Annotated in this window: 22 protein-coding genes; 10 read left to right on the top strand and 12 right to left on the bottom strand. The window is 51.9% G+C overall.

Features of this window, described 5'->3' with window-relative positions:
- Window positions 1-75 precede the first annotated feature (75 nt).
- Window positions 76-2,211: an ADP-ribosylglycohydrolase family protein gene (locus AC0YN4_RS18020; protein ID WP_475836363.1), complete on the top strand. Its 2,136-nt coding sequence runs from the start codon at window positions 76-78 to the stop codon at window positions 2,209-2,211.
- A 49-nt stretch (window positions 2,212-2,260) separates the two neighbouring features.
- On the opposite strand, the gene AC0YN4_RS18015 is transcribed toward AC0YN4_RS18020, so the two are convergent.
- Window positions 2,261-3,493 carry an NAD(P)/FAD-dependent oxidoreductase gene (locus AC0YN4_RS18015; RefSeq protein WP_475836362.1) on the bottom strand — a complete coding sequence of 411 codons (1,233 nt, stop codon included), beginning with the start codon at window positions 3,491-3,493 and terminating at the stop codon, window positions 2,261-2,263.
- 20 nt (window positions 3,494-3,513) lie between these two features.
- Entirely contained in the window at window positions 3,514-3,837 is a 324-nt protein-coding gene (locus AC0YN4_RS18010; protein ID WP_475784357.1) for a MocE family 2Fe-2S type ferredoxin, read from the bottom strand.
- Between the two features lie 178 nt (window positions 3,838-4,015).
- On the opposite strand from AC0YN4_RS18010, the gene AC0YN4_RS18005 reads away from it, so the two are divergent.
- The gene (locus tag AC0YN4_RS18005; RefSeq protein WP_475836361.1) at window positions 4,016-6,316 is read left to right on the top strand and encodes a glycoside hydrolase; all 2,301 of its coding nucleotides are present in this window, start codon (window positions 4,016-4,018) and stop codon (window positions 6,314-6,316) included.
- A 479-nt stretch (window positions 6,317-6,795) separates the two neighbouring features.
- Here the strand turns inward: AC0YN4_RS18005 and AC0YN4_RS18000 are convergent, their stop codons facing one another.
- Entirely contained in the window at window positions 6,796-7,086 is a 291-nt protein-coding gene (locus AC0YN4_RS18000; protein WP_475836360.1) for a hypothetical protein, read from the bottom strand.
- A 246-nt stretch (window positions 7,087-7,332) separates the two neighbouring features.
- Between AC0YN4_RS18000 and AC0YN4_RS17995 the strand changes: the two genes are divergently transcribed.
- The 4 genes from AC0YN4_RS17995 (at window position 7,333) to AC0YN4_RS17980 (ending at window position 9,869) form a co-directional block, all read left to right on the top strand.
- On the top strand, window positions 7,333-7,704 hold the full coding sequence (locus AC0YN4_RS17995; protein ID WP_475836359.1) for a VOC family protein: 372 nt from the start codon (window positions 7,333-7,335) through the stop codon (window positions 7,702-7,704).
- A gap of 22 nt (window positions 7,705-7,726) precedes the next feature.
- Entirely contained in the window at window positions 7,727-8,503 is a 777-nt protein-coding gene (locus AC0YN4_RS17990) for a helix-turn-helix domain-containing protein (protein ID WP_475784353.1), read from the top strand.
- Window positions 8,504-8,639: 136 nt separating this feature from the next.
- Entirely contained in the window at window positions 8,640-9,473 is an 834-nt protein-coding gene (locus AC0YN4_RS17985; RefSeq protein ID WP_475836358.1) for a phytanoyl-CoA dioxygenase family protein, read from the top strand.
- 135 nt (window positions 9,474-9,608) lie between these two features.
- Entirely contained in the window at window positions 9,609-9,869 is a 261-nt protein-coding gene (locus AC0YN4_RS17980) for a hypothetical protein (protein WP_475836357.1), read from the top strand.
- Between the two features lie 196 nt (window positions 9,870-10,065).
- Here AC0YN4_RS17980 and AC0YN4_RS17975 read toward each other — a convergent pair whose 3' ends face one another.
- The gene (locus AC0YN4_RS17975) at window positions 10,066-11,682 is read right to left on the bottom strand and encodes a response regulator (RefSeq protein WP_475836356.1); all 1,617 of its coding nucleotides are present in this window, start codon (window positions 11,680-11,682) and stop codon (window positions 10,066-10,068) included.
- Entirely contained in the window at window positions 11,679-13,523 is a 1,845-nt protein-coding gene (locus AC0YN4_RS17970) for a sensor histidine kinase (protein WP_475782450.1), read from the bottom strand. Before AC0YN4_RS17970 ends, AC0YN4_RS17975 begins: the two co-directional genes overlap by 4 nt.
- A 171-nt stretch (window positions 13,524-13,694) precedes the next feature.
- Between AC0YN4_RS17970 and AC0YN4_RS17965 the strand changes: the two genes are divergently transcribed.
- The 4 genes from AC0YN4_RS17965 to AC0YN4_RS17950 all read left to right on the top strand — a co-directional run bounded on the left by AC0YN4_RS17965 (window position 13,695) and on the right by AC0YN4_RS17950 (window position 18,235).
- The gene (locus AC0YN4_RS17965; protein WP_475782481.1) at window positions 13,695-14,582 is read left to right on the top strand and encodes a carbohydrate ABC transporter permease; all 888 of its coding nucleotides are present in this window, start codon (window positions 13,695-13,697) and stop codon (window positions 14,580-14,582) included.
- A gap of 2 nt (window positions 14,583-14,584) precedes the next feature.
- Entirely contained in the window at window positions 14,585-15,418 is an 834-nt protein-coding gene (locus tag AC0YN4_RS17960; RefSeq protein ID WP_475782449.1) for a carbohydrate ABC transporter permease, read from the top strand.
- A gap of 123 nt (window positions 15,419-15,541) precedes the next feature.
- The gene (locus AC0YN4_RS17955; protein ID WP_475782448.1) at window positions 15,542-16,879 is read left to right on the top strand and encodes an ABC transporter substrate-binding protein; all 1,338 of its coding nucleotides are present in this window, start codon (window positions 15,542-15,544) and stop codon (window positions 16,877-16,879) included.
- Window positions 16,880-17,014: 135 nt separating this feature from the next.
- Window positions 17,015-18,235: a PQQ-dependent sugar dehydrogenase gene (locus AC0YN4_RS17950; RefSeq protein WP_475782447.1), complete on the top strand. Its 1,221-nt coding sequence runs from the start codon at window positions 17,015-17,017 to the stop codon at window positions 18,233-18,235.
- Between the two features lie 129 nt (window positions 18,236-18,364).
- Here the strand turns inward: AC0YN4_RS17950 and AC0YN4_RS17945 are convergent, their stop codons facing one another.
- The 7 genes from AC0YN4_RS17945 to AC0YN4_RS17915 all read right to left on the bottom strand — a co-directional run bounded on the left by AC0YN4_RS17945 (window position 18,365) and on the right by AC0YN4_RS17915 (window position 24,956).
- Window positions 18,365-18,976 (bottom strand): PadR family transcriptional regulator, encoded by a 612-nt coding sequence (locus AC0YN4_RS17945; RefSeq protein ID WP_475782446.1) that lies wholly within the window; start codon window positions 18,974-18,976, stop codon window positions 18,365-18,367.
- Window positions 18,977-18,979: 3 nt separating this feature from the next.
- Window positions 18,980-20,587, bottom strand: a complete 1,608-nt coding sequence (locus tag AC0YN4_RS17940) for a DHA2 family efflux MFS transporter permease subunit (protein WP_475836355.1) — start codon at window positions 20,585-20,587, stop codon at window positions 18,980-18,982.
- A 560-nt stretch (window positions 20,588-21,147) separates the two neighbouring features.
- Window positions 21,148-21,372, bottom strand: coding sequence for a hypothetical protein (locus AC0YN4_RS17935; protein ID WP_475836354.1), 225 nt, complete (start codon window positions 21,370-21,372; stop codon window positions 21,148-21,150).
- Window positions 21,373-21,494: 122 nt separating this feature from the next.
- Window positions 21,495-22,487, bottom strand: a complete 993-nt coding sequence (locus AC0YN4_RS17930; protein WP_475836353.1) for a lipoate--protein ligase — start codon at window positions 22,485-22,487, stop codon at window positions 21,495-21,497.
- 15 nt (window positions 22,488-22,502) lie between these two features.
- The gene (locus AC0YN4_RS17925) at window positions 22,503-23,303 is read right to left on the bottom strand and encodes a helix-turn-helix domain-containing protein (RefSeq protein ID WP_475836352.1); all 801 of its coding nucleotides are present in this window, start codon (window positions 23,301-23,303) and stop codon (window positions 22,503-22,505) included.
- Window positions 23,304-23,413: 110 nt separating this feature from the next.
- Window positions 23,414-24,088, bottom strand: a complete 675-nt coding sequence (locus AC0YN4_RS17920) for a C40 family peptidase (RefSeq protein ID WP_475836351.1) — start codon at window positions 24,086-24,088, stop codon at window positions 23,414-23,416.
- A gap of 127 nt (window positions 24,089-24,215) precedes the next feature.
- The gene (locus AC0YN4_RS17915; protein WP_475782440.1) at window positions 24,216-24,956 is read right to left on the bottom strand and encodes a phytanoyl-CoA dioxygenase family protein; all 741 of its coding nucleotides are present in this window, start codon (window positions 24,954-24,956) and stop codon (window positions 24,216-24,218) included.
- Between the last annotated feature and the right edge of the window lie 38 nt (window positions 24,957-24,994).

Genomic DNA, 24,994 nt, shown 5'->3' with positions numbered 1-24,994 from the left:
CAACACGGCTGGAATGGAAAATGATAGAACGGAGTGTGAAAGGGAATGATGGGGATTTCCGAAAGATCGGCTCTTGTGAATCATACGATACCTGAGGATTATTTGGAACGCGTATATGCGGGATGGGTAGGAAAAACAATCGGTGTCCGCCATGGCGGCAACGTCGAAGGCTGGTCATACGAGCAGCTGGAGCGTACGTTCGGCGAAATTACCGGTTATTTGCATCAATTCAGGAATTTCGCCGCTGACGACGACACGAACGGCCCGCTGTTCTTCCTGCGAGCGCTTGAGGATTATACGCATACGCCTGATATCACTGCCGAGCAGATGGGGCTGGCATGGCTCAATTACGCGCCTGACGGCCATGGATTCTATTGGTGGGGCGGATACGGCAAATCTACGGAGCATACCGCGTATCTGAACTTGAAGAACGGTATCATGGCACCGCGTTCCGGTTCTATGGCGTTAAATGGAAGCGCTGTCGCAGAGCAAATCGGCGGACAGATTTTTATCGACGCATGGGGACTGATCGCTCCGGGTAATCCGAGATTGGCGGCTCATTATGCGGAGAAAATTGCCAGTGTATCGCATGACGGCAATGGTATTTATGGAGGAATGTTCATTGCCGCCTGTATCGCAGCCGCATTCGTAGAGCGGGATATCGAAGCGATTATCGCAGCTGGCCTAGCCGTTATTCCTGAGGATTGCGAATATACCCGGATGACCAAAGACGTGATCGAGTTTTATCGCCGGAATCCGGACAATTGGCGGGACTGCTTCAAGTTCGTATTCGACAACTACGGTTATGACCGCTATCCCGGCGTATGCCACATTATTCCGAACTCCGCGGTCATCGTCCTATCCTTGCTATATTCCGGGGGCGATTACTCCAAGGCGATTAATATTTGCAACATGTGCGGATGGGATACCGATTGCAACGTCGGTAACGTAGGTACGATTATGGGCGTCATGGTCGGCCTGGACGGCATCGATCCATCGTGGCGCAAGCCAATCAACGATTTCCTATGCTGTTCCAGCGTTATCGGTTCCTTGAACGCGATCGATCTGCCGTGGTGCGCGCAATACGTTGCCGAGTTGGGCTATCGCATCGCAGGCACCGAGCCCTCGGACAAATGGAAGCCGATCTTAAGCGGCGCGCAATCGCAGTTCCATTTTGAATTTCCGGGATCTACGCATGCGTTCAGGACCGATTGGGACGACCGCAGCCATCATGTTACGAGCTTCGTGGAGAATACGACGGAAGCGGCGGCAAACGGAGAGCGCTCGCTCAAAGTTGTCTTCGATCGTTCCCACGGCGGACAAGGTTATCGAGCTTACCGACAAACCTATTACCGTCCTGAGGATTTCAACGACAGCCGTTATGATCCGTGCTTCTCGCCGAATCTTTACCCGGGGCAGTCGATTGAAGCGAAGGTCATGCTGCCTATCTCCGAGAAACGGCCGATTCAGGTGCGGCTGTACGTTCGCGATCGTAATGCCGACGTTCGCCATTACGGGGAGAAGACGACACTTACGCCAGGTGAGTGGACGCAGCTAGCCTACTCGATCCCGGCAATGGAAAATGTCTGTCTCCTTGAAGCGGGCATAGAGTGGATTCCCGAAGGAGGCTGGGGACCGTTGATCGCTTATGTGGACGACATGCACTTCGCCGGGAAGCCTGATTACACGATCGATTTTGCGCTGGAACGACTGGAGAAATGGACCGGTACGCATATTGAAGTGAGCCAGCTCACCTATCTGCGTGGCTTATGGACGTTGGATGAAGGTAAGCTATGCGGCAGCTATTATGGCGAGTCTGCCGAGAGTTATACGGGAGATCTGCAGTGGAAGGATTATCGGTTTGCGGCTTCGGTGATCCCGCAATCCGGCAGCGAGCATCGTATTCTCTTCCGTGTGCAAGGTGGCATTCGCTCTTATGCCGCAGGCTTCTCTGAAGGCGGCACTTTCCGTCTATATAAGAACGAGAACGGCTATCGAGAGCTCGCGAGCGTCGATTTCGACTGGGCATGCGGTCAGGAGTATGAGGTAGGGATCAGCGCGATTGGCGGTGACTTCGAAGTTACCGTTAACGGAGACACTGTGATTCGATACAAGGACGAAGCTGCACCTTACTTGAGCGGTATGGTAGGCTTCGCTAACGATAATGGGAGTCGTACGCAATATTCGACTTACAGGGTTAAGGGGCTTTAGAAGACAAAAGCGGCGGTGCAGGATATCATCCTGCACCGCCGCTTTTTCATTATTTCAACAGCGATTTCAGCTTCGTGCTCGCACTGGCGAGAATCGCCGGGTCGATGACGGCTTTGCGCTCGATGAGCATCTCCGCCAAGCGAATATCCTTGGCGATGCCGGGGCCGATGCCGCTGGCAGCTGCCAGTGTGCCGTCTTCCGCCAGATGGAAGAAGAAATGCACATTGTCGGCCGATTCGCGTTTGATCTTATTTGCGCTGCCGAAGTCGACAAGGCCTGCAACCTGCAACGACTCGTCGTATTGATCCGACCAGAACCACGGAATAGCCTCATACGGTGCATCAGCGCCGAGCATATTCTGCGCGGCATGGATACCTTGGTCCTGCGCATTGCGCCAGGATTCAAGGCGAACACGCGTGCCGCCGTACAGCGCAAGCGGGAAGGAGCAGCAGTCGCCGGCTGCGAAGATATCCGGGTCGCTTGTTGCAAGCTTCTCATTAGCACGGATGCCATTCTCGATCTCAAGGCCGCAGCCTTCAGCCAGAGCAATCTCAGGCACTGCTCCGATACCGATGATGAGGGCGTCGCAGCGAACCGTTTCTCCGTCGGCCATCTCGATAATCTGCGTGCCGTTATCGTTCGTGATGCGGCTGATTGCTGTACCGATCTTGAACGTAACGCCTGCTTCGCGATGTCTTGCTTCCACGACGTTCGCGATTTCTTCAGGTACGCCGCGCGTCAGAATACGCGGACCTACTTCAAGCAACGTAACGTCGCAGCCGCGCTCGCGAGCGCTCGCCGCAACTTCGAGTCCGATAAAGCCGCCGCCGACGATGACGATATGTTTGCCCGGGTGCAGCTGGGAACGAATTGCAAGCGCATCGGCGAATGTACGAAGGTACATGGCACCGGATGTATCGGAGCCTTCCATGTTCAGCTTACGCGGGCTTGCGCCTGTCGCAAGAAGCAGCTTCTCATAGGACAACACGCTGCCGTCTGCCAGCTGAATGCTGTGCGCAGCACGATCAATGCTAGTTACATGGCTGTCCGACAACAGCTGGATATTAAGCTCAGCGAGCTTAGCCTCGTCCAGCATGAATGTCGGTGCCGGTGTTTCATCTTCAAGCAGGACGCTCTTCGATAGCGGCGGACGCTCGTATGGCGTGCGGTTTTCTTTGCCGATCAGCGTAATGCTGCCTTCGTAACCTTGATTACGAAGCTCCATTGCCGCGTTTGCACCCGCTTCGCCGGCGCCGATAATAACCATTCCCCGTTGTGTCATATCTATTTAAGTCCCCTGTCTTAGTCGAGTTTAATGTAGACCTTGCCCGATTCCACTTGAACCGGATAGGTTTTGAGATCTTCACATACAGGAGCTTTCTTGCCTTGTCCCGTCGTATAGTCGAATCTGCCGTTATGTTTCGGACATTCAATGATATGTCCCATCACCAAACCGTCGGATAAGTGAACCTTCTCATGGGTGCAAAAGCCGTCGGTCGCGTAAAATTTCCCTTTATCAGAATGGTAGACAGCAAACGTCCGGTCTGCGTGATCGAAACGGATGACATCCTCCTCATCAATATCGTCAACTTCACAAACCTCAATCCAGCCTTCAATTGTACTCATGTGTTAACTTCCTCCTGTTCGTATGGGTGAAACGTTTCACCTTGTCATTCCATTATAAACATTGCTCCATCTGCTGTCTATTATACAGATCCTATATCTAATTATGTAAGGGTTTTCATATAAGTGTTTTAGGGGAGGACATTGTCCGACTGATAGTACCTTAAAGGAGGAATTCATAATGATTCGACAGGTTAAAAAGAGCGCGAGTATCGCCCTGCTGACGACGCTCGCAGTGAGCGTAATAGCAGTGCAGCCCGCCGCTGCAGCGACGACGGTGATCGTCGATCCCGGCATCCGATCATTGCCGTTCGGCGGGTGGGGCACCTCGCTTGCATGGTCGGCGAATTACACGGGCAATTGGACCAGCAAGGATACGCTGGCGGATTTGCTCTACAGCACCACGAACACGGATGCCAATCCGAGCACCATGTTCAACATCGCGCGTTACAACATTGGCGGTGGCAATGACCCTGCTTATGTCAGTTCCATGCGGGTCGGCGCAGCGGTGCCGGGATACAAAGCGACTTCGACCTCCTCTTATGACTGGACAGCAGATGCGAACCAGCGGTGGTGGCTGCAAGCGGCGAAGTCCAGAGTGCCGTCAGCCGATTTCAAGGCGGATGCCATCTCCTATTCGGCTCCGTACTGGATGACGAAGAGCGGGCAATCTACAGGGAACACGGATCCGAGCCAAGATAATCTGCAGACAGGATACGAAGCTCAGTTCGCGGATTATTTGACGGAGGTGGTGAAGCATTTTCGCGACTCATGGGGCATTACGTTTCGGACGCTGAATCCAATGAATGAAGCGAATTCCAACTACTGGGCAGCCGGCGGCAAGCAGGAGGGGATGAAGGTTTCGGCAGGCGCGAAGCAGGTTGCCCTTATTAACGCGACCAATTCGGCGCTTACTTCGAAGTCGCTAACAGGCACGACAATCAGCGGTCTCGATGAAACGAGCATCGCGATGTCCCACAGCTCACTGGACAGCCTCGATGCGACGGCAGCAGGTGCAATCACGCAGTTTAATACGCACACATACAGCGGCGGGGATCGCCAAGGGTTGTACCAGAAGGCTGCCGGCAACGGCCGCAGGCTGCAAATGTCCGAGGTGACCACTTCCTCCGGGACGCATGATCATAATTCGGTGTCCGCCTTCCTCGGTTTGGCTTCTGCCATCACGACCGACCTCAAGGACCTCGCTCCCCAAGAGTGGGTGTATTGGCAGGCGATTGAGTCGGAAGCGGAGTCTCTAGCGGGAAACGGGAACTGGGGGTTGATTCATTTTGCCTCAGACGGTACACAGAATTATTGGATTATGAAGAAGTTTCATGTGATGCGGCAGTACAGTAATTTCATTCGTCCAGGGTACAAAATCATTGCCAACAACGATGCCAAGACGATTACTGCGATCGATCCGGCAACCGGCAAAGTATCGATCATCGTCTACAATGACACGGCCTCGGCCGCCAGCTACACGTTTGATTTGAACAAATTCGGCACCGTGACCGGCTCCGTTCAAGCTTATCGCACATCATCGACGGAGAATCGCGCGACACTATCGACCCTTGCGTTGTCCGGCAAAACGTTCACGACCAGCTTACCCGCCAATTCAGTATCTACGTTTGTCGTCCAAACAACCGGAGGTATGAGCAACCTTGTACAGAATCCGAATTTTGAAGCCAGCGTCGCAGGCCAGAACATGCCGGGATGGATAACGTGGGGCGGCGACTATAAGGGCACGAATATTGATGCTGATTACACGCAAGCAGGCGGAATAAGCGGTGGCTCCTACGAGGCGGTCCATTGGAAAGCGGCAGCCTATACGGTTTACACTAGCCAAGATATTAGCTTACCGAACGGTACGTACACGCTCAAAGCGAATGTTAAATCAAGCGGCGGCCAGAGCCAGGCGAGAATGGTTGCTAAGAACTACGGTGGGGCGGAGCTGTCTGCGAACATCCCTACGACCTCCACTTATACGACCATCTCGATTCCTAGCGTACCGATCAGCAATGGCAGCGTGCAGATCGGCTTCTACTCCGTGGCGAATGGCGGAAATTGGATTGCCTTTGACAATGTGAGTCTAACGCCGGTGAACTTGGGGCTGAACAAGTCGATTTGGGGTTCGAGCCAGTGGGATGCGAACTATACCCCGGCCAAAGCTAACGATGGCGATTCGGCTGGAACGAGGTGGAACTCGGCTTCCGGAACAAGTGCGGGGGAATGGCTGCAGATTGATTTTGGCAGCAGTACGACGTTTAATACGGTGGTGCTCAAGGAATTCGATACGCGGATTACGAGCTTCAAGATTTCCTATTGGAATGGGTCTGCTTGGGTGGACAGCGCAACGGGGACAACGATTGGAGCAAGCAAGACGGTGACCTTCACGCCGGTAACGGGTACGAGCGTAAGGCTGTTGATTAACTCGGCCACCAATACGCCATCCATCTATGAGTTTGAGGTTTATAATCAGTAGCAAGCAAGTAGTAGGAAGGGGAGCACTGACCTCTTAAGGTTGGATGCTTCCTTTCTCTATGCGCGGAATTTCCATACCGTTCAACGATTCTATCTTCAAGGGATTAAGGTACATGCATGTTCAGCGCAGGGCCGCATGCCAACTCTAACGGTTGTGACAGTGGCTATTTGGCCCAAATGTACCCTTTTTATTTTCTAACGGTTGCCAGCGTGCTTATTTGATCGTTTCCCACTCGGAATCGACCCATTTGCTGCAAATAACGTCTGTCACAACCGTTAGCGTTTGAAACAGGCTATTTTTCATGAAATAGCCACTCTGACAACCGTTAAACTTTGGTTCATGTTGTATAGGCAAGATAGTGGCTGTCGAGACTTTCTCGGTAAGCCTGAGCAGTCCTGGTGGGCTGCCTTTATTTAGGTTGACTTCCCATCGCGGTCAGCTTAATAATCAAGGTACAGATGGAAATAACTAGGACAAGGTTAGTCCTTGGGCAGGTGCTGCTTGAGCGCAGCTTTTTTCGTGACCAGCTCTTTGGCTAGATCGGCTTGTTTGCGCGAGCTCGTCTTGATCTCTTCATTAAGCTTATTCTGGCGAGACAGCTTGCTGTTTAGATCACTGGCGGACTGACTTAGTTTCATGTCGCGCTGCAACTGCTTAATCTTCGCCTGCGCCTTATCCGCTTTGGCTTTCTCTTGCGGGATCTTGCTCTCTATTTCAGCAATTTCGCGTTGCAAACGATCGACAATTGCTTTGGTGAAATTAATGGACATGTAGGGCACCTCATACTCGTTTAGTGTAGCTAAGTCCTCATTTTACTATAGATGTTCCGGTTATGCGAGGAATGGAAGCCAAGGGTTGGAGGTGGTCGCGGAATGCAGGAGCTTGTCGGGCAATGCCAGCAATGTAAGAAGGAGATTTACTGCAAGGACGGATTTCTGGAAGGTTTGATTAGGGACGATGGGAAGTTGGTTTGCTTGGACTGTTCAAATCAGGAAGAGAAGGAGCGGTTATAGAACATGTCGATTCGGTTGAAAAGCACGTACCTGACGATTCCGGTCAGCAGCTTCGCCCAATCCACCCTGTGGTATGGTGAACATCTGGGATTTCGACTGGTGAAAGAGGATCCATTCTATATCGAATTAGTGAATGAGTCGGGTATTCGCATTCTATTCCAGCAAAATGACCACAATCTAAATTCGCATTTCGTTTACCCGGATGGCGCGCTTCAGTCCTCGTATGGGTTTATGGTAGAAGACGCGGAGGCTGCTTATCAAGCGTTTGTTGAGCGAGGCATCAAGGTCGGCCAGCTCTTCGATTATCAAGGCAAATCGTTCTCGTTCTATGATCCGGATGGCAATTTCATTGAAATATGGAGTCCAGAGCAATAACGGATGGAGGAGGCCATCAGCGTTGATCAAGCTTCATAGCTGTTATGCGAAGGATTTTCACGGGAAGTGGGAGATGGGCAAAAGCCCCACGCAGTTTCACATCCTGCTTGTCGTGACGAAGGGGAAAATCATCTACTACGTCGATGATGAGTCCGTCTTGCTGCAGAAGGGAGATGTTCTCTTCATGCCAGCCGGCACGGTTCGCGGGGGGATTTCGATGAGTGAAGAGCATCAGCGCTATGCCACGCATTTTACGCTGGATACTAATGATCGCATGCTGCTGCCGCTTCTCGCGGAGAATCGTTATTGCAAGACTACGATTAGCGGGTTTGAATATTTTAAACAACGGTTCATGTTATTGAAGCATCACTGGCTCATGAGAGGGCCGTATTCGGAACCGACCTGCTATGCGATTCTGCTGGAGCTGCTTAGCATTATCAATTATGAGCGCGACAAGTGGAAGCTTCCGGCGAAGAAGATTGAGATGACGGAAGATATCAAAACCTATCTGCTCGATCATTATAAGGAGTCGGTTTCGCTGGATGATTTGGCGCATTTGACGGGGAGGACGCCGAATCATGTCTCGCATCTGTTCAAGTCGGTCACGGGATTGTCGCCGATTGACTATTTGCATCATGTCCGGATCGTCAAGGCGAAGGAGTTGATGATTGATAAAATGATGTCGATCAGTGAAATCGCGGAGGAGACGGGATTTTGCGATCAGGCGTATTTTAACCGGGTGTTCAAGAAAGTGACGGGCTGCTCGCCTACGGCATTTATGAAGGGCAGGACGGGTTAGTAGCGGTGGGTGTGGTAGCGCTATCATGATAATCGTTGAATCGTCCAAAAGAAAGCGGGATCGTTACTCGAAAGCAGCCAGCAAACCATCTATGATTGAGACAGGTTGATTATCAATCATACGGAGGGGATTACGCGTGGATCCATCGTGCTTGCAGCATGCGTTGACCGAAGAAGAACGGAAACAGTTTAACGAATTGGGCTATCTGGTTGTCGAGAATGCGCTCTCGCCGGAGCAGGTTGCGGAGCTGACTACAGAATTTGACCGTATTTATGAAGATAAGCTGAGCGGCGGGCATGATCCGAAGACGGCATTGTTTTATCCAAATTTCATCCCGGATCACAGTTCGTTTCTTAATCTTGTGGATTACGATAAAGTGCTGCCCAAAGTATGGGATATCCTCGGCTGGAACATTTACTTGTACCATGCGCATATGATTGCGACTCCTCCGTCTGGGAAGCCGAAGAGTGATGCGACGTTCGGCTGGCACCAAGACAGCGGGCGCGTCAATATGGAGATGGAGTCGCATCCGCGTCCGCGTTTATCGCTGAAGGTCGCGTATTTCCTCTCCGATGTGTCGGAGCCGGATCGCGGCAACTTCTGGGTGGTGCCGGGCAGTCACCTGCAGGACAACTTGGAGATGCCGGCTGATCGGCAAGGCCAGCCGGAGGGCGCGATTCCGGTATGCGTGAAGCCGGGGTCGGCGGTCTTCTTCGATCGCCGCACGTGGCATGCCGGCTCGCCAAACTGGTCGGACTACACGCGCAAGGTGTTGTTCTACGGTTATGGCTATCGTTGGATTCGCACGAAGGACGACATGACCGTGCAGCATCTGTGGGAGAGCTCCGACCCCATCCGCCGCCAGCTGCTCGGCGCGAGCGTGAATTGCAACGGCCATTACAGTCCGACCGACGAGGATGTGCCGCTTCGAGGCTGGCTGAAGGAGCATCAGCCGGAGCTGGTGCGGTAATAGATGGGGTTGAAGGCTGCCTGGTGGCAGCCTTCTTTTATTTTCGATGTTGAGGCGGGCATGCTGATGTCTTGGAAACGCAACATGCCAGCGGAAAGTCGATTTTGTAACGTAGAGTTGCGCTAGGAGCAACAGATGTTCGGGAATTTCGGGTTTCCGGCAGAAGAAGCGCACGAGGAGGTCTACATGGCGAAGAATGCCGGGTTTTCGGTGAAAGAAGCGTACGAGGAGGTCTACATGAGCGAGAGTGCCGGGTATTCGGCGAAAGAAGCGCACGAGGAGGTCTACATGATCGAGGAAAGTCGGGTTTTCGGCGAAAGAAGCGCACGAGGAGGTCTACATGATCGAGGAAAGTCGGGTTTTCGGCGAAAGAAGCGCACGAGGAGGTCTACATGAGCGAGTAAAGTTGGGTTTCCGGTGAAAGAAGCGTACGAGGAGGTCTACATGAGCGAGAGTGCCGGGTTTTCGGCGAAAGAAGCGCACGAGGAGGTCTACATGAGCGAGAAAACCGGGTTTAAGGTGAAAGAAGCGCATGTAGAGAGATCTACATGCGCCGAGATACCTGGGGTTCCGCCGCCTCGCCGCCAACCCTCTATTCCATCCCATACTGCCGCTTGCGGAACTCGCTTGGCGTGCAGTCCATCAGCTTCTTGAACACTTTGCTGAAGTACTTCTCGTCCTGGAAGCCGGACATTTCGGCGACTTGGGTGATTTTCAGATGGGCGCTGGCCAGGAGGATCTTCGCTCGATTAATCCGGCATGCGGTGATGAAGTCCGAGACGTTCTGGTGCAGCTCCTGCTTGAATTTGCGAGATATGTATTCGCGGCTGAGGTGGAATTTGTCCGAGATGCTCTGCAGCGTCAAATCCTCGTGAGCGAACTTCTCGATATGGGCGGCGATGTCGCGAATCGTGCTGCCGCGCTCGCTGACCGCGTTCAGCCGGGCGCCGATCTCGCATGCTTCGCGGACAAAGGCTTCCTTCCATGCCGCGTATTGAAAAGCGCCGCCGGCATCGACAGGCACGGAGCTGCTATCCCCGGCATACGTGTTACCCACGCCTTCTACATTACGGCCGCCCTCCCAAATCGCAGCGGCGAGCTGGAATTCCCGCTGCCAGAGCAGCAGATTCTCCGGAGTAAGCCGGCTTCTCTGATCGAGAGCATCGAACCACAGCTGCAGCGCGCGGCGGATGTTATCCGGACTGCCGCTTTGCACGGCGTAACGCACACGCTCCTCATAGGAGCTGAAGAACAACGCAGGCTCCGCAACAGAAGCTGCGCCACCTTCAAAGCAGTGAATGCATTTCCCCGTCTGCAGCAGGTTACGCTGCATCAGTGCAGTCCGCGCTTGCCGGTAGGAAGCGGTAAGTCCGGACGGGAAGGCAACCTGCAGGCCAACGCCGATGGCAAGTCGCGCCTTCAATGCAACGAACAAGGCATCGTTGCACTCCACGAGCAGTCCGGGCACATCAACCGAGCCGTCCCAGAAGAGCAGAACGATTTCCTGCTCAGATCCGGCATGGTGGCGGAAAGCATGACCCGCGCCACGCTCACGCAGCATCTCGTTCACGATATTAGCGACTGCATAGGCGAAGAGATCCCGGCCGGAGGAGCCGAATTTATCCGCTACGGCCGGAGGAGTGGAGCTTAGCTCCACAACAGCAGTCCGAATCATCGTCTCGGAAGCTGCCATCCCAAACGGCTTCATCGCCAGCGCAAACTCCTGCGCGGAGCCGGTCCCTTTCATCAGCGCAGCCAACAGCTGCTCCGTATAGAGCGGCTTCAGCTGATTCAGCTCAATATCTTGCCCGCGCGCACGAGAGCGGCTCGCATCCTCACTGCGCCAGCTGCTTACCGCCCTCTCGACAGCACTTGTTAACTGTTCCGCATCGATAGGCTTCAATATATAGTCCATGCCCCCGAATTTCACGGCTGTACGGACAAAATCAAACGTATCATGCCCGCTGATGACGATGATTTTGCTCTCGGGCGCATGATCCGCCATCCACTCCATCAGCTTGTCGCCGCCCATCACCGGCATCATCATATCCGTAAATACAAGCGCTGGCCGCTCCGCTTGAATCATTGCCATTCCGGTCGTGCCATCATCGGCCTCCAGCACCGTTTCAATGCCAAATTGCTGCCATGGCACAAGCAGCCGGATCGCCTCGCGAACATGCCGTTCGTCATCTACAATGAGTGCTTTCATCCTGTGTGATCCTCCGATGCATGTGGAATGTGAAGCGTCACCGATAACCCGTGCGGGTGCAAATGCTGAATACTGAGCGCCGCATCCTGCTTAAAGTAAAGCCGCAGACGGAACAGTACGTTCCTCAGCCCAATCGCCAGCCCTTCTTCCTCCTCATTTTCCGTCTCATGATCCCGCATGAGAAGCCGATTAAGCTCCGCCATACGTCCAGCCGATATCCCTTTCCCATTGTCCGATACCACGATCGTGAGTGCCCCGTCATCGCCAAGTGAACTGGCAATAACGAGCTTCGCCGGCTGCTCCGACGGCAAGAAACCGTGCTTGAAGAAGTTCTCCACCAGCGGCTGCAAAATCATCTTAGGCAGTCTTATGCTGCGAGTTCGCTCGTCGATCATCAGAATGATATCGAGCGAGGAGTCGAAGCGCTCTTTTTGCAAATCTAGGTAAGCCTGCACGTAATCCAGCTCCCGGCTCAGCTCGACCCCAACATCTGCCATGTCCATTTGATAGCGCATCATCTTCCCAAGTGAGGTCACAAGCTGATATACTTTCATGTTGCCATGCTGCAACGCAACGGTCCCGACGGATTGCAGCGCATTATAGAGGAAGTGCGGGTTTACCTGGGCTTGCAGCGCTTTGAGCTGAATGGTTTTGTTGGCAAGCTCAAGCCGATATTCCTTCAAGATCAAATTGTTAATCGTCTGCATCATCGACCGGAATCGCTTGGCCAGCAGCCCGATTTCATCATTGCTCTGGATATCGATCTGGACGTTCAAATTACCGGAATCAATCTTGTTGACATAACCGATCAGCGCCAGCAGAGGCTTCGTGAAACGATAAGAGATAAGCAGCAGGGCAATGACCGCAATGGCCAGAAAAGCCGCGCCGACCCAGGTATTAATTAAAGCGGTTTCATTAGCAGTCGCGTACAGATGGCTGTTAGGCGTTTGCTTGATCAGGTACCAATTCATGTAGTTGGTCTTCACCTGCTGGTAGAAAATCATCCCGGAGAACGCATGCCCATCCCAGTCAAAATGCCCCGTCTTCGTAGAGGCACTCCGAACAGACTTAAACCATTCCGTATCCAGCCGCTTGCCGACTTGGGCTTCATCGGAGGAGATGAGGACGCCGCCATCGGCGTCAACCAGATAGTAATTCTCATGTCCGGCATCGTACAGCTGACGATTCAAATCACTCAGCACGCTCGTCTTCACATCAATCGTAAGTTCCGCCAACTGCACATCGCTAGGTGCCAAGAAGATCGGACGATGAAGGGTGAAGACTTGTTCTTCCTTCACAGGAGACTTGATAGACAGTCCATAATTGTGGCTTAAATGCGTCGGTTCGATGTAGGTTTTGGATGCCATCGCAATGGAACCGTTCTGATGCTTGCCGACTTTGATGTCGTCATTCCATAGTAGATAGCTCGTATTCTGACCTGCTACATAGAGTCTGATTTTGTAAAATTCCTGCACGCTTTGATAGATATTATAGAGATGATCCTTAAGCAAATTACGGTTCTGGATAACATCGCTAATTTGATTCGGGAACACTTCGTTCTCCATATTGTGCTCCAAAATATAGTAGAGCGAGCGGGGGACATTCATCGAATTGTAGACAGCAAGCGACTTCTGGTTGATATTGTTCATATAGTTGATGATATTCGTGCCGCCGAGCGCGAGCAGCCGGTTGTTCTTCGAAATGGCCTCTTTGGTTAACGAGGACTTCGTCTGGTGATACGAGATTGCGATGGAGGCTGCTATCGGCAGTATAGTCGCGATTAAGAAGAGCATCATCATCTTTTTGCGGATTGTCGTGTTTTTGAATAAGGTTGTGGTCAAGGATGCGCCTCCCGAATCGATGGCGTGGATTTTGGTATAAACATACGCTATGAAATGTGAGTTGGTCAATATATTCCACCATGAAGTTCACGATCGTCTGTCGATTGCGGTTATCGCAAGCCGCTATACTGAGGTACGAGGGTTAAGAAAGGGGACATCTGGGTGCAGAGCTTGAATCGCAAAATCAAATGGCATGAATGGCTGCAGCAAACCGTATTTGTCGGACCGGGACTTCTGATTTTTCTGCTTATCGTCGCGGTGCCGTTCTTTATGGGTTTCTATTATACGTTTACGGAGTGGGACGGGCTGGATCTGAACCATGCGAAATGGGTCGGCTTTGAGAATATTCATCGCATCTTCACGGATGATGATCGGTTCTGGACCGCTTTCTGGTTTACTGCGAGATTTACAATTGCAGCAGTGGCGCTGACCAATGTGATGGCGCTATTATTGGCCATGCTGCTTACGCGCAATCTGAAGAGCCGAAATGTGCTTCGCACGATCTTCTTCCTGCCGAATGTCATCGGCGGCTTGCTGCTTGGCTACATTTGGTACTTTATCTATGTTCGCGGATTCGCGGCTGTCGGGGAAGCGACGGGGCTGGAGTTCTTCAATCTTCCTTGGCTCGGTACGCCGACAACAGCATTCTGGGGCATTGTTAATGTGTTCGTGTGGCAGACAGCAGGCTACATGATGATTATCTACATAGCAGCGATTATTGGGATCCCGAGAGATTTGACGGAAGCAGCTCGTATTGATGGTGCCAGTCCGTGGCAGATTTTTCGCTCGATCACCATTCCGCTCATTATGCCGGCCATTACGATTTGTCTGTTCTTGACGACATCGAATGCATTCCGGATGTTCGATCTGAATTTGTCCTTGACTGCCGGCGGACCGGGATATGCCTCAGAGTCAATCGCACTCAACATTTACCGTGAGGCGCTGACGAATAATCGGTATGGACTGGGCACGGCCAAAGCGATGATCTTCTTCTTCGGAGTCGCGCTAATCACCGTCACACAGGTTTGGTTCACCAAGAAGAAAGAGGTGGAAGCGTAACGATGGAAGACAAACAACGATATACGCCACTTCTGTTCGCATTCGAGCTCTTATGCGTACTATTGGCGCTGCTTTTCCTGACGCCGTTCTATTTTCTAATCATAAACTCGTTCAAAAAGCTTGGCGCTATACTCTTGAATGCGGCAGAGCTGCCGACAAGCTGGGGTTTTGGTAATTTCAAGCGAGCATGGATCGCGATTGATTTTCCGGTCGTGTTCATGCACTCCGTTGTGATCACCGTTCTAAGTGTAGGCTGTCTGGTGATTGTAGCCAGTATGAGCGCTTACCGCTTGGTGCGAAAGCCGACAACGTTCAATAAGTTTCTGTTCACCGTCTATGTGGCGGCGATGATTATTCCGTTCCAATCGGTTATGCTGCCGCTGATGCGTATCACGTCGATGTTTGAACTGCGGGGGCATGTATACGGAATCGTCATTTGCTACATCGGTTTTGGGATTTCGCTCTCGATGTTTCTGTTCCATGGTTTTATCAAATCCGTGCCGCTTGAAATTGAAGAGGCTGCTGTCGTGGATGGTTGTTCGCCTTATGGCGTGTTCTGGCGCATCGTATTCCCGCTGCTGAAGCCAATTGCCGTTACGGTCATCATTCTGAACGTACTGTGGATTTGGAACGACTATTTGCTGCCGGTGCTCGTCATTAATGACAACTTCACCACGATCCCGCTGGCGGTGCAGAAATTCTTCGGACAGTATTTGCGCAAATGGGATCTGGCGATGGCGTCGCTGACACTTAGTACATTGCCGATCATTGCATTTTTCCTTTTTCTACAAAAACATATTATTCAAGGCATTACGGCAGGATCTGTTAAGGGGTAATATATTGATATTCCACTAAATTAATCAAAATATTACACTATCTAGTTCAATTTATTCGGTGTATTCGCAGAAATATGCACTCTATAATTGGAAATGTAACCAATACCATTTGGGAGGCCAATCATGAAGAAAAGATCGATATTCGCACTTACGCTTGCCACTGCACTTATCGCGAGTGGATGTTCCAGCAACAATAATAACGGGGGCAACAGCACAGACGGGGAGAACGCGAAAGCGACTAACAACACCGCTGCTGCAAACAATTCGGCGACTACAGAGACAACAAACACGCCGAAAGAACCGGTAACGATTAAAGTATTCCAATTCAAGGTTGAGATCGCAGCGGCGCTTGCGAAGATGGCAGAAGCCTATGAGAAAGAAACAGGCGTGAAGGTTGAAATCGAAACGCATGGCGGCGGCGAGGACTACAGCGCATTGCTGAAAGCTGAGCTCGCAGCAGGCGAAGAGCCGGAAATCATTACATCCAGCGGCTGGGCAGGTTTCGATCCTTATGTAGACCGTGCGGTTGATCTCTCGGGCGAGCCATGGGCGAAGGATCTTGTAGAAGCATCTCGTGCACAGATTTCGCGCGATGGCAAATTGCTCGGCATGCCAATGACGCTTGAAGCGTACGGCTTGACGTACAATAAAGACCTGTTTGCAAAAGCAGGAATCACAACGCTTCCGCAAACGCTTGATGAACTGGAAGCTGCTTGCAAGAAGCTTCAAGAGGCAGGCATTATTCCTTTCGCATTAACCAACGAGTGGTGGTCGCTCGGTATCCATACGTTTAATATCGCGAACGCAACGCAGGCTGATCCTGCCGCATTCATTGATGAAATCAAAGCAGGCACGAAAACATTCAAAGACGATCCGCTTACCAAACAATGGGTTCGCCTTGTAGACATCATGTTCGCAAACGGCCAGAAGGCTGCGCTGACAACGGATTACAACACGCAAGTGGCAGAGTTTGCTGCTGGTAAATACGCCATGATTCAGCATGGTAACTGGATCCAAGGTATGGCGGATGAAGTGAATCCGGATCTTAACCTTGGCATGATGCCGGTACCGCTGGAAGGCGCTCCGAACGTATTCACAGGCGTACCAAGCAACTGGGTTGTGAACAACAAATCCGCTCATCCGGACGAGGCCAAAGCATTCCTCAACTGGATGGCCACTTCGGAAACAGGCAAGAAGTTCGTAGCCACTGATTTCAAATTCATTCCGTCGATCACTTCGATTCCGGCTGATCCAGCTGCAATCGGCAAAATCGCGGCAGACTTCGCAACGTTCTCCCAAGAACATCCGGAGCAAGTGAAGGGCTGGCAGTGGGATCGTTTCCCAGACGGCATCACACAACAATTCGGTGCTGCAATGCAGGAATACATGGGCAAACGTATCAAAGCTGACGAGTTGCTTGGTAAGTTTGATAAAGCTGTAGCGGATATCGTGAAGAAATAAGGAGAATGGCTGAGCAGGGGTGACCTTGCTTGGCCATTTTTTTTGTTTGTGACGAGGGGACCGTTCAACTTGAATTGGTGTTTGCGGCTATGAGATGATCGGACTAGAAGAAAGCAGAGGAGGTTGATCAAGAGGATGATGATGAGGACATGGCCGAGAGGACTTTCTGCAGTTGTGTGGCTGCTCGGACTTTGTTTGCTGCTCACTGCTTGTAAAGGGAATGAAGAGTCGGTTGTGATGCCTTCTAATGAAAGTGGACATGCTTCTTCTTCTAATGAAGAGATGTCCGTTGCATTAAAGGCTGTTGTTCCGGAAGGGACGCTGGATAATCCGGTTGGGATGGTGAGTGAGCTCGGTGTAACGACCGCGCTGCGCAATCAAGTATTCGTCATTGAACAGCCGGGCCAAGTGGTGATGCTGGATCTTGCGAACCCCTCAAGCAAACCGCAAGTTGTGCTCGATATTCGGGATCGCGTGTACAGTGACGGCAATGAGCAGGGACTGCTGGGGTTAGCTTTTCACCCGAAGAAGCCTGGGATTGCGTTCGTGAATTACACGACGAAGACGCATACGGTTATCGCGCGTTTCGTGATGAGTGATCCGGAGCATCCGGAGATGCTGGATCCGGCGAGCGAAGTGATCATGTTGACGTATGAGCAGCCTTTCTCGAATCATAAAGGCGGGCAGCTTGCTTTTGGACCGGACGACGGGTACTTATATATTGCGGCAGGAGACGGGGGCAGCGGCGGCGATCCGCATGGCAACGGACAGAATAAGCAAAGCTTGCTCGGCAAGGTGCTGCGCATTGACGTGAATACCGGTGTTAACGGCAAGCATTACAGTATTCCGTTGGATAATCCTTTTGCAGGCGGTGGTGGAGCACCGGAAATCTACGCGCTTGGGCTGCGTAATCCATGGCGTTTCAGCTTCGATACCGCTACTGGTAAACTATGGGCGGCGGATGTCGGGCAGGATCAACTTGAGGAAATCAACCTCATCGAGAAAGGCGGCAACTATGGGTGGAACGTCATGGAGGGGGATCTCTGTTTCAAGCCTAAAGAAGGCTGTAAGAAGGAAGGGCTGATCGAGCCCATCTTCACCTATGGTCGCGACCAAGGAGTATCCATTACGGGTGGCTTCGTGTATCGTGGCAAGGCGCTGCCGGCGCTTGTCGGTTGGTATGTCTACGCGGATTATGCAATGGGCACGATCTGGGCGTTAAGGCAGAATGAAGATGGCAGTGTCGACAATAAAGTGTTGATCGAGACCGATCAGCTGATTACTTCGTTTGGCGTTGACGCAGACGGGGAGCTGTATATTTGCACGCAGAAGGGCAGTTTGCTGCGACTCGGCTAAGCAAGGTGAAACGGCTGTCGCCGTCCTCTTGGCGAGGCAGTGCGTATCTATTTCAAGAAAAAGCCGCTAGACAATGGGAGGGAACGGATTGAAGTTCCTGTCCCGCACTGTCTAGCGGCTTATTGATTGTTATTCTGTCGTAGGTAGCTGCTTATACTTGATGAAAGCTTCCCACTGAGCAGGTGTCAGCTTATGGCCTTCGAAGAGACTGCCCGAGCGTGCTTCCTCCAGCAGCGTTGTCAGCCACTTCTTCTCGGTCTCGCTGAAATCGATGAAGCCTTGAATCATCAGCGCGGAGCCGCGAGGCAGGAAGTTTCCTTTGAGCTGAAGTACCGCATGCATGCGCTCAATTCGCGATTGGCAGGCTTCCAGCTGTTTGACGATATTCTCCTCTACCTTCTTAGGTTCGCCGTGGCGAACGAACGCCATCGACAGAAACAGCGAATGCTGGGGGTAGGATATTTGTTGGAATTGTTTGTCGAGCAGCTCTTGGAATGCCTTTCGTCCGGAATCCGTAATGCGATAAATCGTCTTATCCGGTCGATTCTCCCCAGGTATCGAGACGACCTCAGCCGCCTCGATCAGTCCATCCTCGCGAAGCTGATCTACCGCGTAATAAAGCGATCCGTCGCGAAGTTTGAAGCATTCGTTCCAGTTGCGGTCTTTAATCGTCTGGCGAATTTCGTAGGGGTGGCGTTCATATTCCATGAGCAGCCCTAAGATTAAGAGCCTCATTGACATGGGTTATCCTCCGTGGAACGAAGGCGCTGGTTTGCCGTCGCCTTGGGGACCGTGTTGTCCTTCAGTGCCGGGTTTACCGGGTGCTCCTGGTTTACCTTGCGGTCCGGATTTGGATACTTCCAGCTTGGCGCGTCCCATCAAGATCGCGAAGATGAGTGCCAGTACCGGAAGGATAATCGTCCATTGGAAAATAAAGATGATGGAGTCGCCAAGCTTGCTGATCAGCTGTGATATGAGATCGGCAGGTAATCCCAATTGGGCTTGAATATCGAGATTAAGCAGCGCTTGACCGCCTTTGATCTGAGCAGCTACTTCCGGGTTAATATTCGGGATTTCTTTCACGCCGGATTGGAAGGCTGACTTCTGCATCGCGCCGAATACGGTAATGCCGAGCGCAGAGCCGATTGTCCGGAAGAACGTAATCAGGGACGAAGCTGAGCCTTTATATTGCGGTGGAACTGCATTCAGTGTCGAGATGTTGAGCAAGGAGAAGGAAACCCCGATGCCAAGACCGACGATAATCATAAACAAAGTAATGACGAGCCTGGATGTTTCTTGATCCATGACATAACCTAGTAGCAGCGTGCCTACTAACAGCGTTAGCGCAGATACGACCATGACGTCACGGTATCTGAGCTTGCTGACCACACGGCCGCCAACTTGGCTGCTGAGCACTACGCCAAGCATCATCGGCGTTAGTACGCTGCTCGTTTCTGTTGCTGTTTTGTGGAATACACCTTGAATGAAGAGTGGGATATACGTTGCAGCAGCGATCATAATGCCGCCGTAGAGCACGCTGATGGCCATGCTGCTGGTGACGACTTTGTTCTTGAATAGGGATAGTTTGATGATCGGATCCTTCGCAGAACGTTCGATAAACAAGAAGGCGATCAGCAATACGCCGGCAGCCACGAAGAGCGAAATGGTTTTCGCCGAATCCCATGCCCAGCCGTCCGACCCGCCAAGTTCGAGGCCGAACATCAGCGTAAGTACAAAACCTGTCAGCGAGATTGCGCCTAACCAGTCGATGATTTGTTTACGCGGATTGGATTGTTCGTGATAAGCCTGCGCGATGAAGATCACCGCTAGAATGCCGATAGGCACGTTGATGTAGAAAATCCAGCGCCAGCTAAGATTGTCGGTGATCAGACCGCCCATTACCGGACCGAAGACGCTGGATACGCCGAATACCGCGCCGAATAGACCCATCATTTTGCCGCGTTTCTCGGCTGGGAATAGATCGAAGATGATCGTGAAGACGATTGGCATCAGCGCGCCGCCGCCGATCCCTTGAATGGCGCGGTAGATGATGAGCTGCTCCATGTTCGTTGCGGTTCCGCAAAGGATGGAGCCGACCATGAACAGAATCAATCCGGCGAGGAAGAACCGTTTGCGTCCGTACATATCGGATAGCTTACCAAAGATCGGGGTCGATACGACCATCGCGATCATATAGGCAGAGTATACCCAGATGAATTTATCGAAGCCTCCGATCTTCTCGATAATCGTAGTCATTGCCGTCGATACGATCGTTTGATCGAGTGCAGCCATAAACAGACCGAGTAGCAGGCCGGCAATTACGAGTTTAACATTACTTCTTTTGGCGTCCACTGCGTTCATTCCCTTCCTTGTTGAGTAGTATGTACTCAAATTTGAATACTACTCATTTTATTATACTCAAATTTGAGTTTACAACAAGCAATAATTGGATGTGGGGGTTGTATTTATTTTGTGAAGGCGATAAGGGCTGAGAGTCGCATGCTGTGGGCCGCGCCCTTGGCATGGGCTGAGAGTTCGGGAACGCGACTCTCGGAGGTGAATCGAAGGGGAAGACGATGCTGAGCGTTCCTAAGTGGAACTCTCAGCTCCAAGCAAGAGCGAGATTACTGTCTATTCGGTGGTTGATCCACTCCGAATTGCGGTCATAAGAGGCATAACCGCTTACAGCCCGAGCAAGACCAACAAAAAAAATCTGAGAGTCGCAAAAGGCGACTCTCAGAGGCAAAAGCGCTAATAAAAAGTGCTGAGAGTCGGAAAAACCGTCTCTCAGCACCATCGCGGGACCTAACTCGCCATTGGCGAGAGCTAAGAGTTGCAAAAGGCGACTCTCAGAGGCAAAAAAGCCCGGCCGACTCGAACGCGCCACCGCGCGCCGCGCTATGGCTGCCGCGTCAGTCGTTCTCGACGACGCGGGCGACGGGGCCGGAGCAAGTGCGGCATTTGCCGGTTAGCAGCAGCGCACGTTTCTCCTCGCGGATGCTGTAGTCGACGATTTCGACGGCGCCGCTGCAATTCCCGCAGAATACGTTGCGAACGAGCTTGTCCCGAAACTGCTGCGGGATGGATTTCCATGCTTGCAATGCTTTAAGAGAAGTGACATTATCGGCCTTGTTCATGCGATTCCCCACTCCCATTCCATTCGAATTACTTGATCCAGTCAGTCGTCCAGTAAGCCAGTAAGCCAGTAAGCCATCCACTCACTCATCCAGTTAGCCAATAAGCCATCCAATCAGCTGAATCAGAACAACAATGCAAGCCATTCCTCTCGGTCAACCGGTCCGAAGCATAAGGTGAGATCAACATCCGCGAGCGCATCTGCAACATCTTGAGCCGTATACCTCACACCTGCGAGTCGATCTGTAACGAGGGATACCTCAGCAGTCCCGAAGAAATCGCCGAAGACAGATGCTTCGGTAATGACGCCTTCCTGCACATTGAGCCGAACGTCGAAGGTGCCGGCGGTTAAGCGTTTGACCTGCCGCACATTGAATGCCGGCGACCGGCCATAGTTCCAATCCCAGCTGCGGTAGCGTTCTTCCGCAAGCTGCTGCACAGCGGCGAGATCCGAGTCAGTCAGCTTGTACGCCGGAATTTCGGTGCTGCTGCCGAAGATCGACTCCAGCAGAAACTGCCGAAATTGTGCCATCGTGAGCGGCTCCAGCAGAAATTCCGTTATGTTCGCGACACGGCTCCGGACGGACTTGGTCGCTTTGGACTCGAACTTGGCGGGGTTGACGTTCAGCGCCGAAACGATGGAATCGACTTCGGAGTTGAACAGCAGCGTGCCGTGGCTGAACATTCGCCCTTTGGAGGCAAACTGTGCATTTCCGGAGATTTTGCGCTCACCGACCTGTAAATCATTACGCCCGCTCAGCTCCGCTTCTACGCCAAGCTTGCGCAGAGCTTCAACGACAGGCTCGGTAAACTTGCGGAAGTTATGAAAGGAACGCCCGTCATCCGAAGTGATAAAGCTGAAATTGAGATTGCCGAGATCATGATAGACCGCTCCGCCGCCGGATAAGCGACGCACGACATGAATGCCGTTCTCCTCCACGTAAGCGCCGTTTACCTCTTCGGCGGTATTTTGATTTTTGCCGATGATGATGGAAGGTTCATTAATGTAAAAGAGAAGATAATCTTCTCCGTTGCTGCCTAGATTACGCAGTGCGTACTCTTCAAGTGCGAGATTCCACGAGGGATCGTTGTTGTTGCCGTTATCGATAAATCGCATCGCATGTCCTCCATGTTAATTCGTCGTTCCCCACGCGGCTTTACGGATTTCCGAAGGCGTGCTGCCTGTCTGTTCCTTTACGAGCCGCGAGAGATGAAACGCAGTCTTGAACCCGCATCTTGATGCAATTTCTCCGATAGAAAGGCCGGATTGAGAGAGCAATTCGGTTGCCTTGAGCACACGGTATTGCCAGAGATAGCGGATCGGTGTCAGGTGTTGATGAACGTGAAACAGTCGGACCAAGTGCTCCGGAGATACACCGGCAGCTCCGGCGAGATCAGGAAGAGCGATTTCCTCTGTGTAGTGCTGCTGAATATAGATTAATGCTGCAATGATGCTGGGATGCAGCTCTTGCTGCTGCTTGGTTTGAGCGATTCTCGCGGCAAACAATTGAAAGGCGGAATATCCCAGACTTATCATGAGCTCGTCCTGCTTTAAATAATCATTTTGCAACGAAAGCAGCATATCGGTCACCGAATTGAGTGCCTCCGGAATTGGCATGCTAAAGGGCAGGCTGTCCAAATAATGGAGCTCAGCATCCGTAAGTGCAGAAACCGATAAGGTAACCCAGCGATGCCAAGACTCTTGCGACTCGGCAAAAGCAAAATATTCGTGATGCTGCGGTTTCAGCAGCACGACTTGTCCGGCTTTGACAGAATAGCGAGTGTCATCGATCGTCAGATCGAGCTCACCGGTATGAAGCAGCACCAGCTGAACATCTTGCTGAAGGCGAGGTCCATAAGTGCCTTTGGGCGGATAGACGATGGTGCCGGCGTAGGCGGATTTGATTTTGTCGTAAGGGAGTCCTGAGCTCATGCGAATCGTTCCTCCTTCCTTTCATTATAGCGCCCGAATTGCAAAACAGGAACATGGCGCAGCTCAAAAAAAGAACAGCCCGGCATGGCCGCCAGGCTGTCTTCAACATGCTAATAAACTCTTCTTGCGCCTGCGTAGCGCGGACCCCAGTAGGAGTTGTCCATCTGCTGCACATAGATTCCCTTCGAGGACAATGCGGAAATGAACGAACCGCCGCCCATGTAGAAACCGACATGATCCACCACTCCTGTTGACGGATTATGGAAGAAAACAAGATCCCCCGGCTGCAGCATCGACTTATTAACCGAGAAGCCTTGGCTGAACAGGTTCATAGAGGTTGTCCGCGTTTGCGAAACGCCGAATTTCGTAAACATATAATAGATAAAACCGGAGCAGTCAAAGCCGCTTGCCGGACTCGTTCCACCCCATACATAAGGAATGCCGAGGTAAGAGGATGTATCAGCGACGAGCTTTTGCTTCAAGATCGCATGACTAACGGCGTCTAGCGTCAACGGACCGGTAATGCCGTCAGCGATGAGACCATATTTACTTTGAAATGCAATGACAGCATCGCGAGTAACCGTGCCATAATAACCGGTTGCAGTAGGATAATTGAAAAACCCAAGCTTCTTCAGATCAGTCTGCAAATTCGTAACCACTCCGCTAGATGCACCGATCGAGTAAGTGACAGCGCTTGCATGAGTTTGTCCAGTGAAGGTCGTCGCTTGCGCGGCTCCTGCCAGAAGCATCAAGCTTATGGCCGCCAGTATGGTTTTCTTTCTCATGATTGTCCTCCAACTCTGTTTATGTATAGACCACCACTTCAGCATAACAGCATCTAATATGAGGGATAACCTGTGTTTTGCTGGAAAAAAGAAAAAGCCCGGCATCCAAAGCCGGGCTTTACTCGCATTAATAGAGCGGAAACTTCTTCTGCAAATCGCTGCGTGAAGTCGTCGCATCCTCGCGGATATAGTGGCATACATAAGAACGGCGCCAGCGGTCGGTGCTCCGATTGCGAGTAGAGGAATGGATGAGCAGTTCATGGAAGAATAGGATATCGCCTTTCTCCATAATGACCGGAACTTCCTGCTTGAGATCGATTCCTTCCGTCTCGTCGGTCCAAGGCTCATGCTCATCGATGTTCTTAACGGCACCGTGGGGAAGCAAACCGAGCTTATGCGACTTCGGAATGACCCATAGACAGCCGTTCTCCTCATCGACGCTCTCTTCCATCGCGATCCAAGCGGCAATCATCGTCATCGGATCGTTCTTGATATAATAGAAATCCTGATGTGCCGCTTGCCCTGGGGAACCCGGCTCCTTGTAGAAAAACATGCTTTGCACGCACACGGCTTCACGGCCCATGAGCTGAGCAAGCGTTCCACGCACGATCGGCAGCTTCATCATTTGGCGCGCGAATCCGTCATGCAGATGGGGGTTGAACAAACGAATCGAATATTTCTTGCTCTCTTCGCAAGCAGCCCACTCCGGCATCGGCTTCTCGTCGCGCAAATCATAAATATGTCCGTTAAAGGCGTCGATTAGGTCAGCTGAGCAGCCGCTCTTAATCAGCAAGAAGCCCTCTTCGTTAAATTGATCTATTTGGGCTTGTGTAATCGGCGTTGTTAAGCGTGGGACTACTTTGTTCATCGCTCTCATCCTCTCGCATTGATTAGCTCAAGCTTACT

The organism is Paenibacillus sp. J22R3, assembly GCF_056269305.1.
The sequence above is the reverse complement of the archived record's forward strand: the minus strand, read 5'-3'. Positions and strand labels throughout refer to the sequence as shown.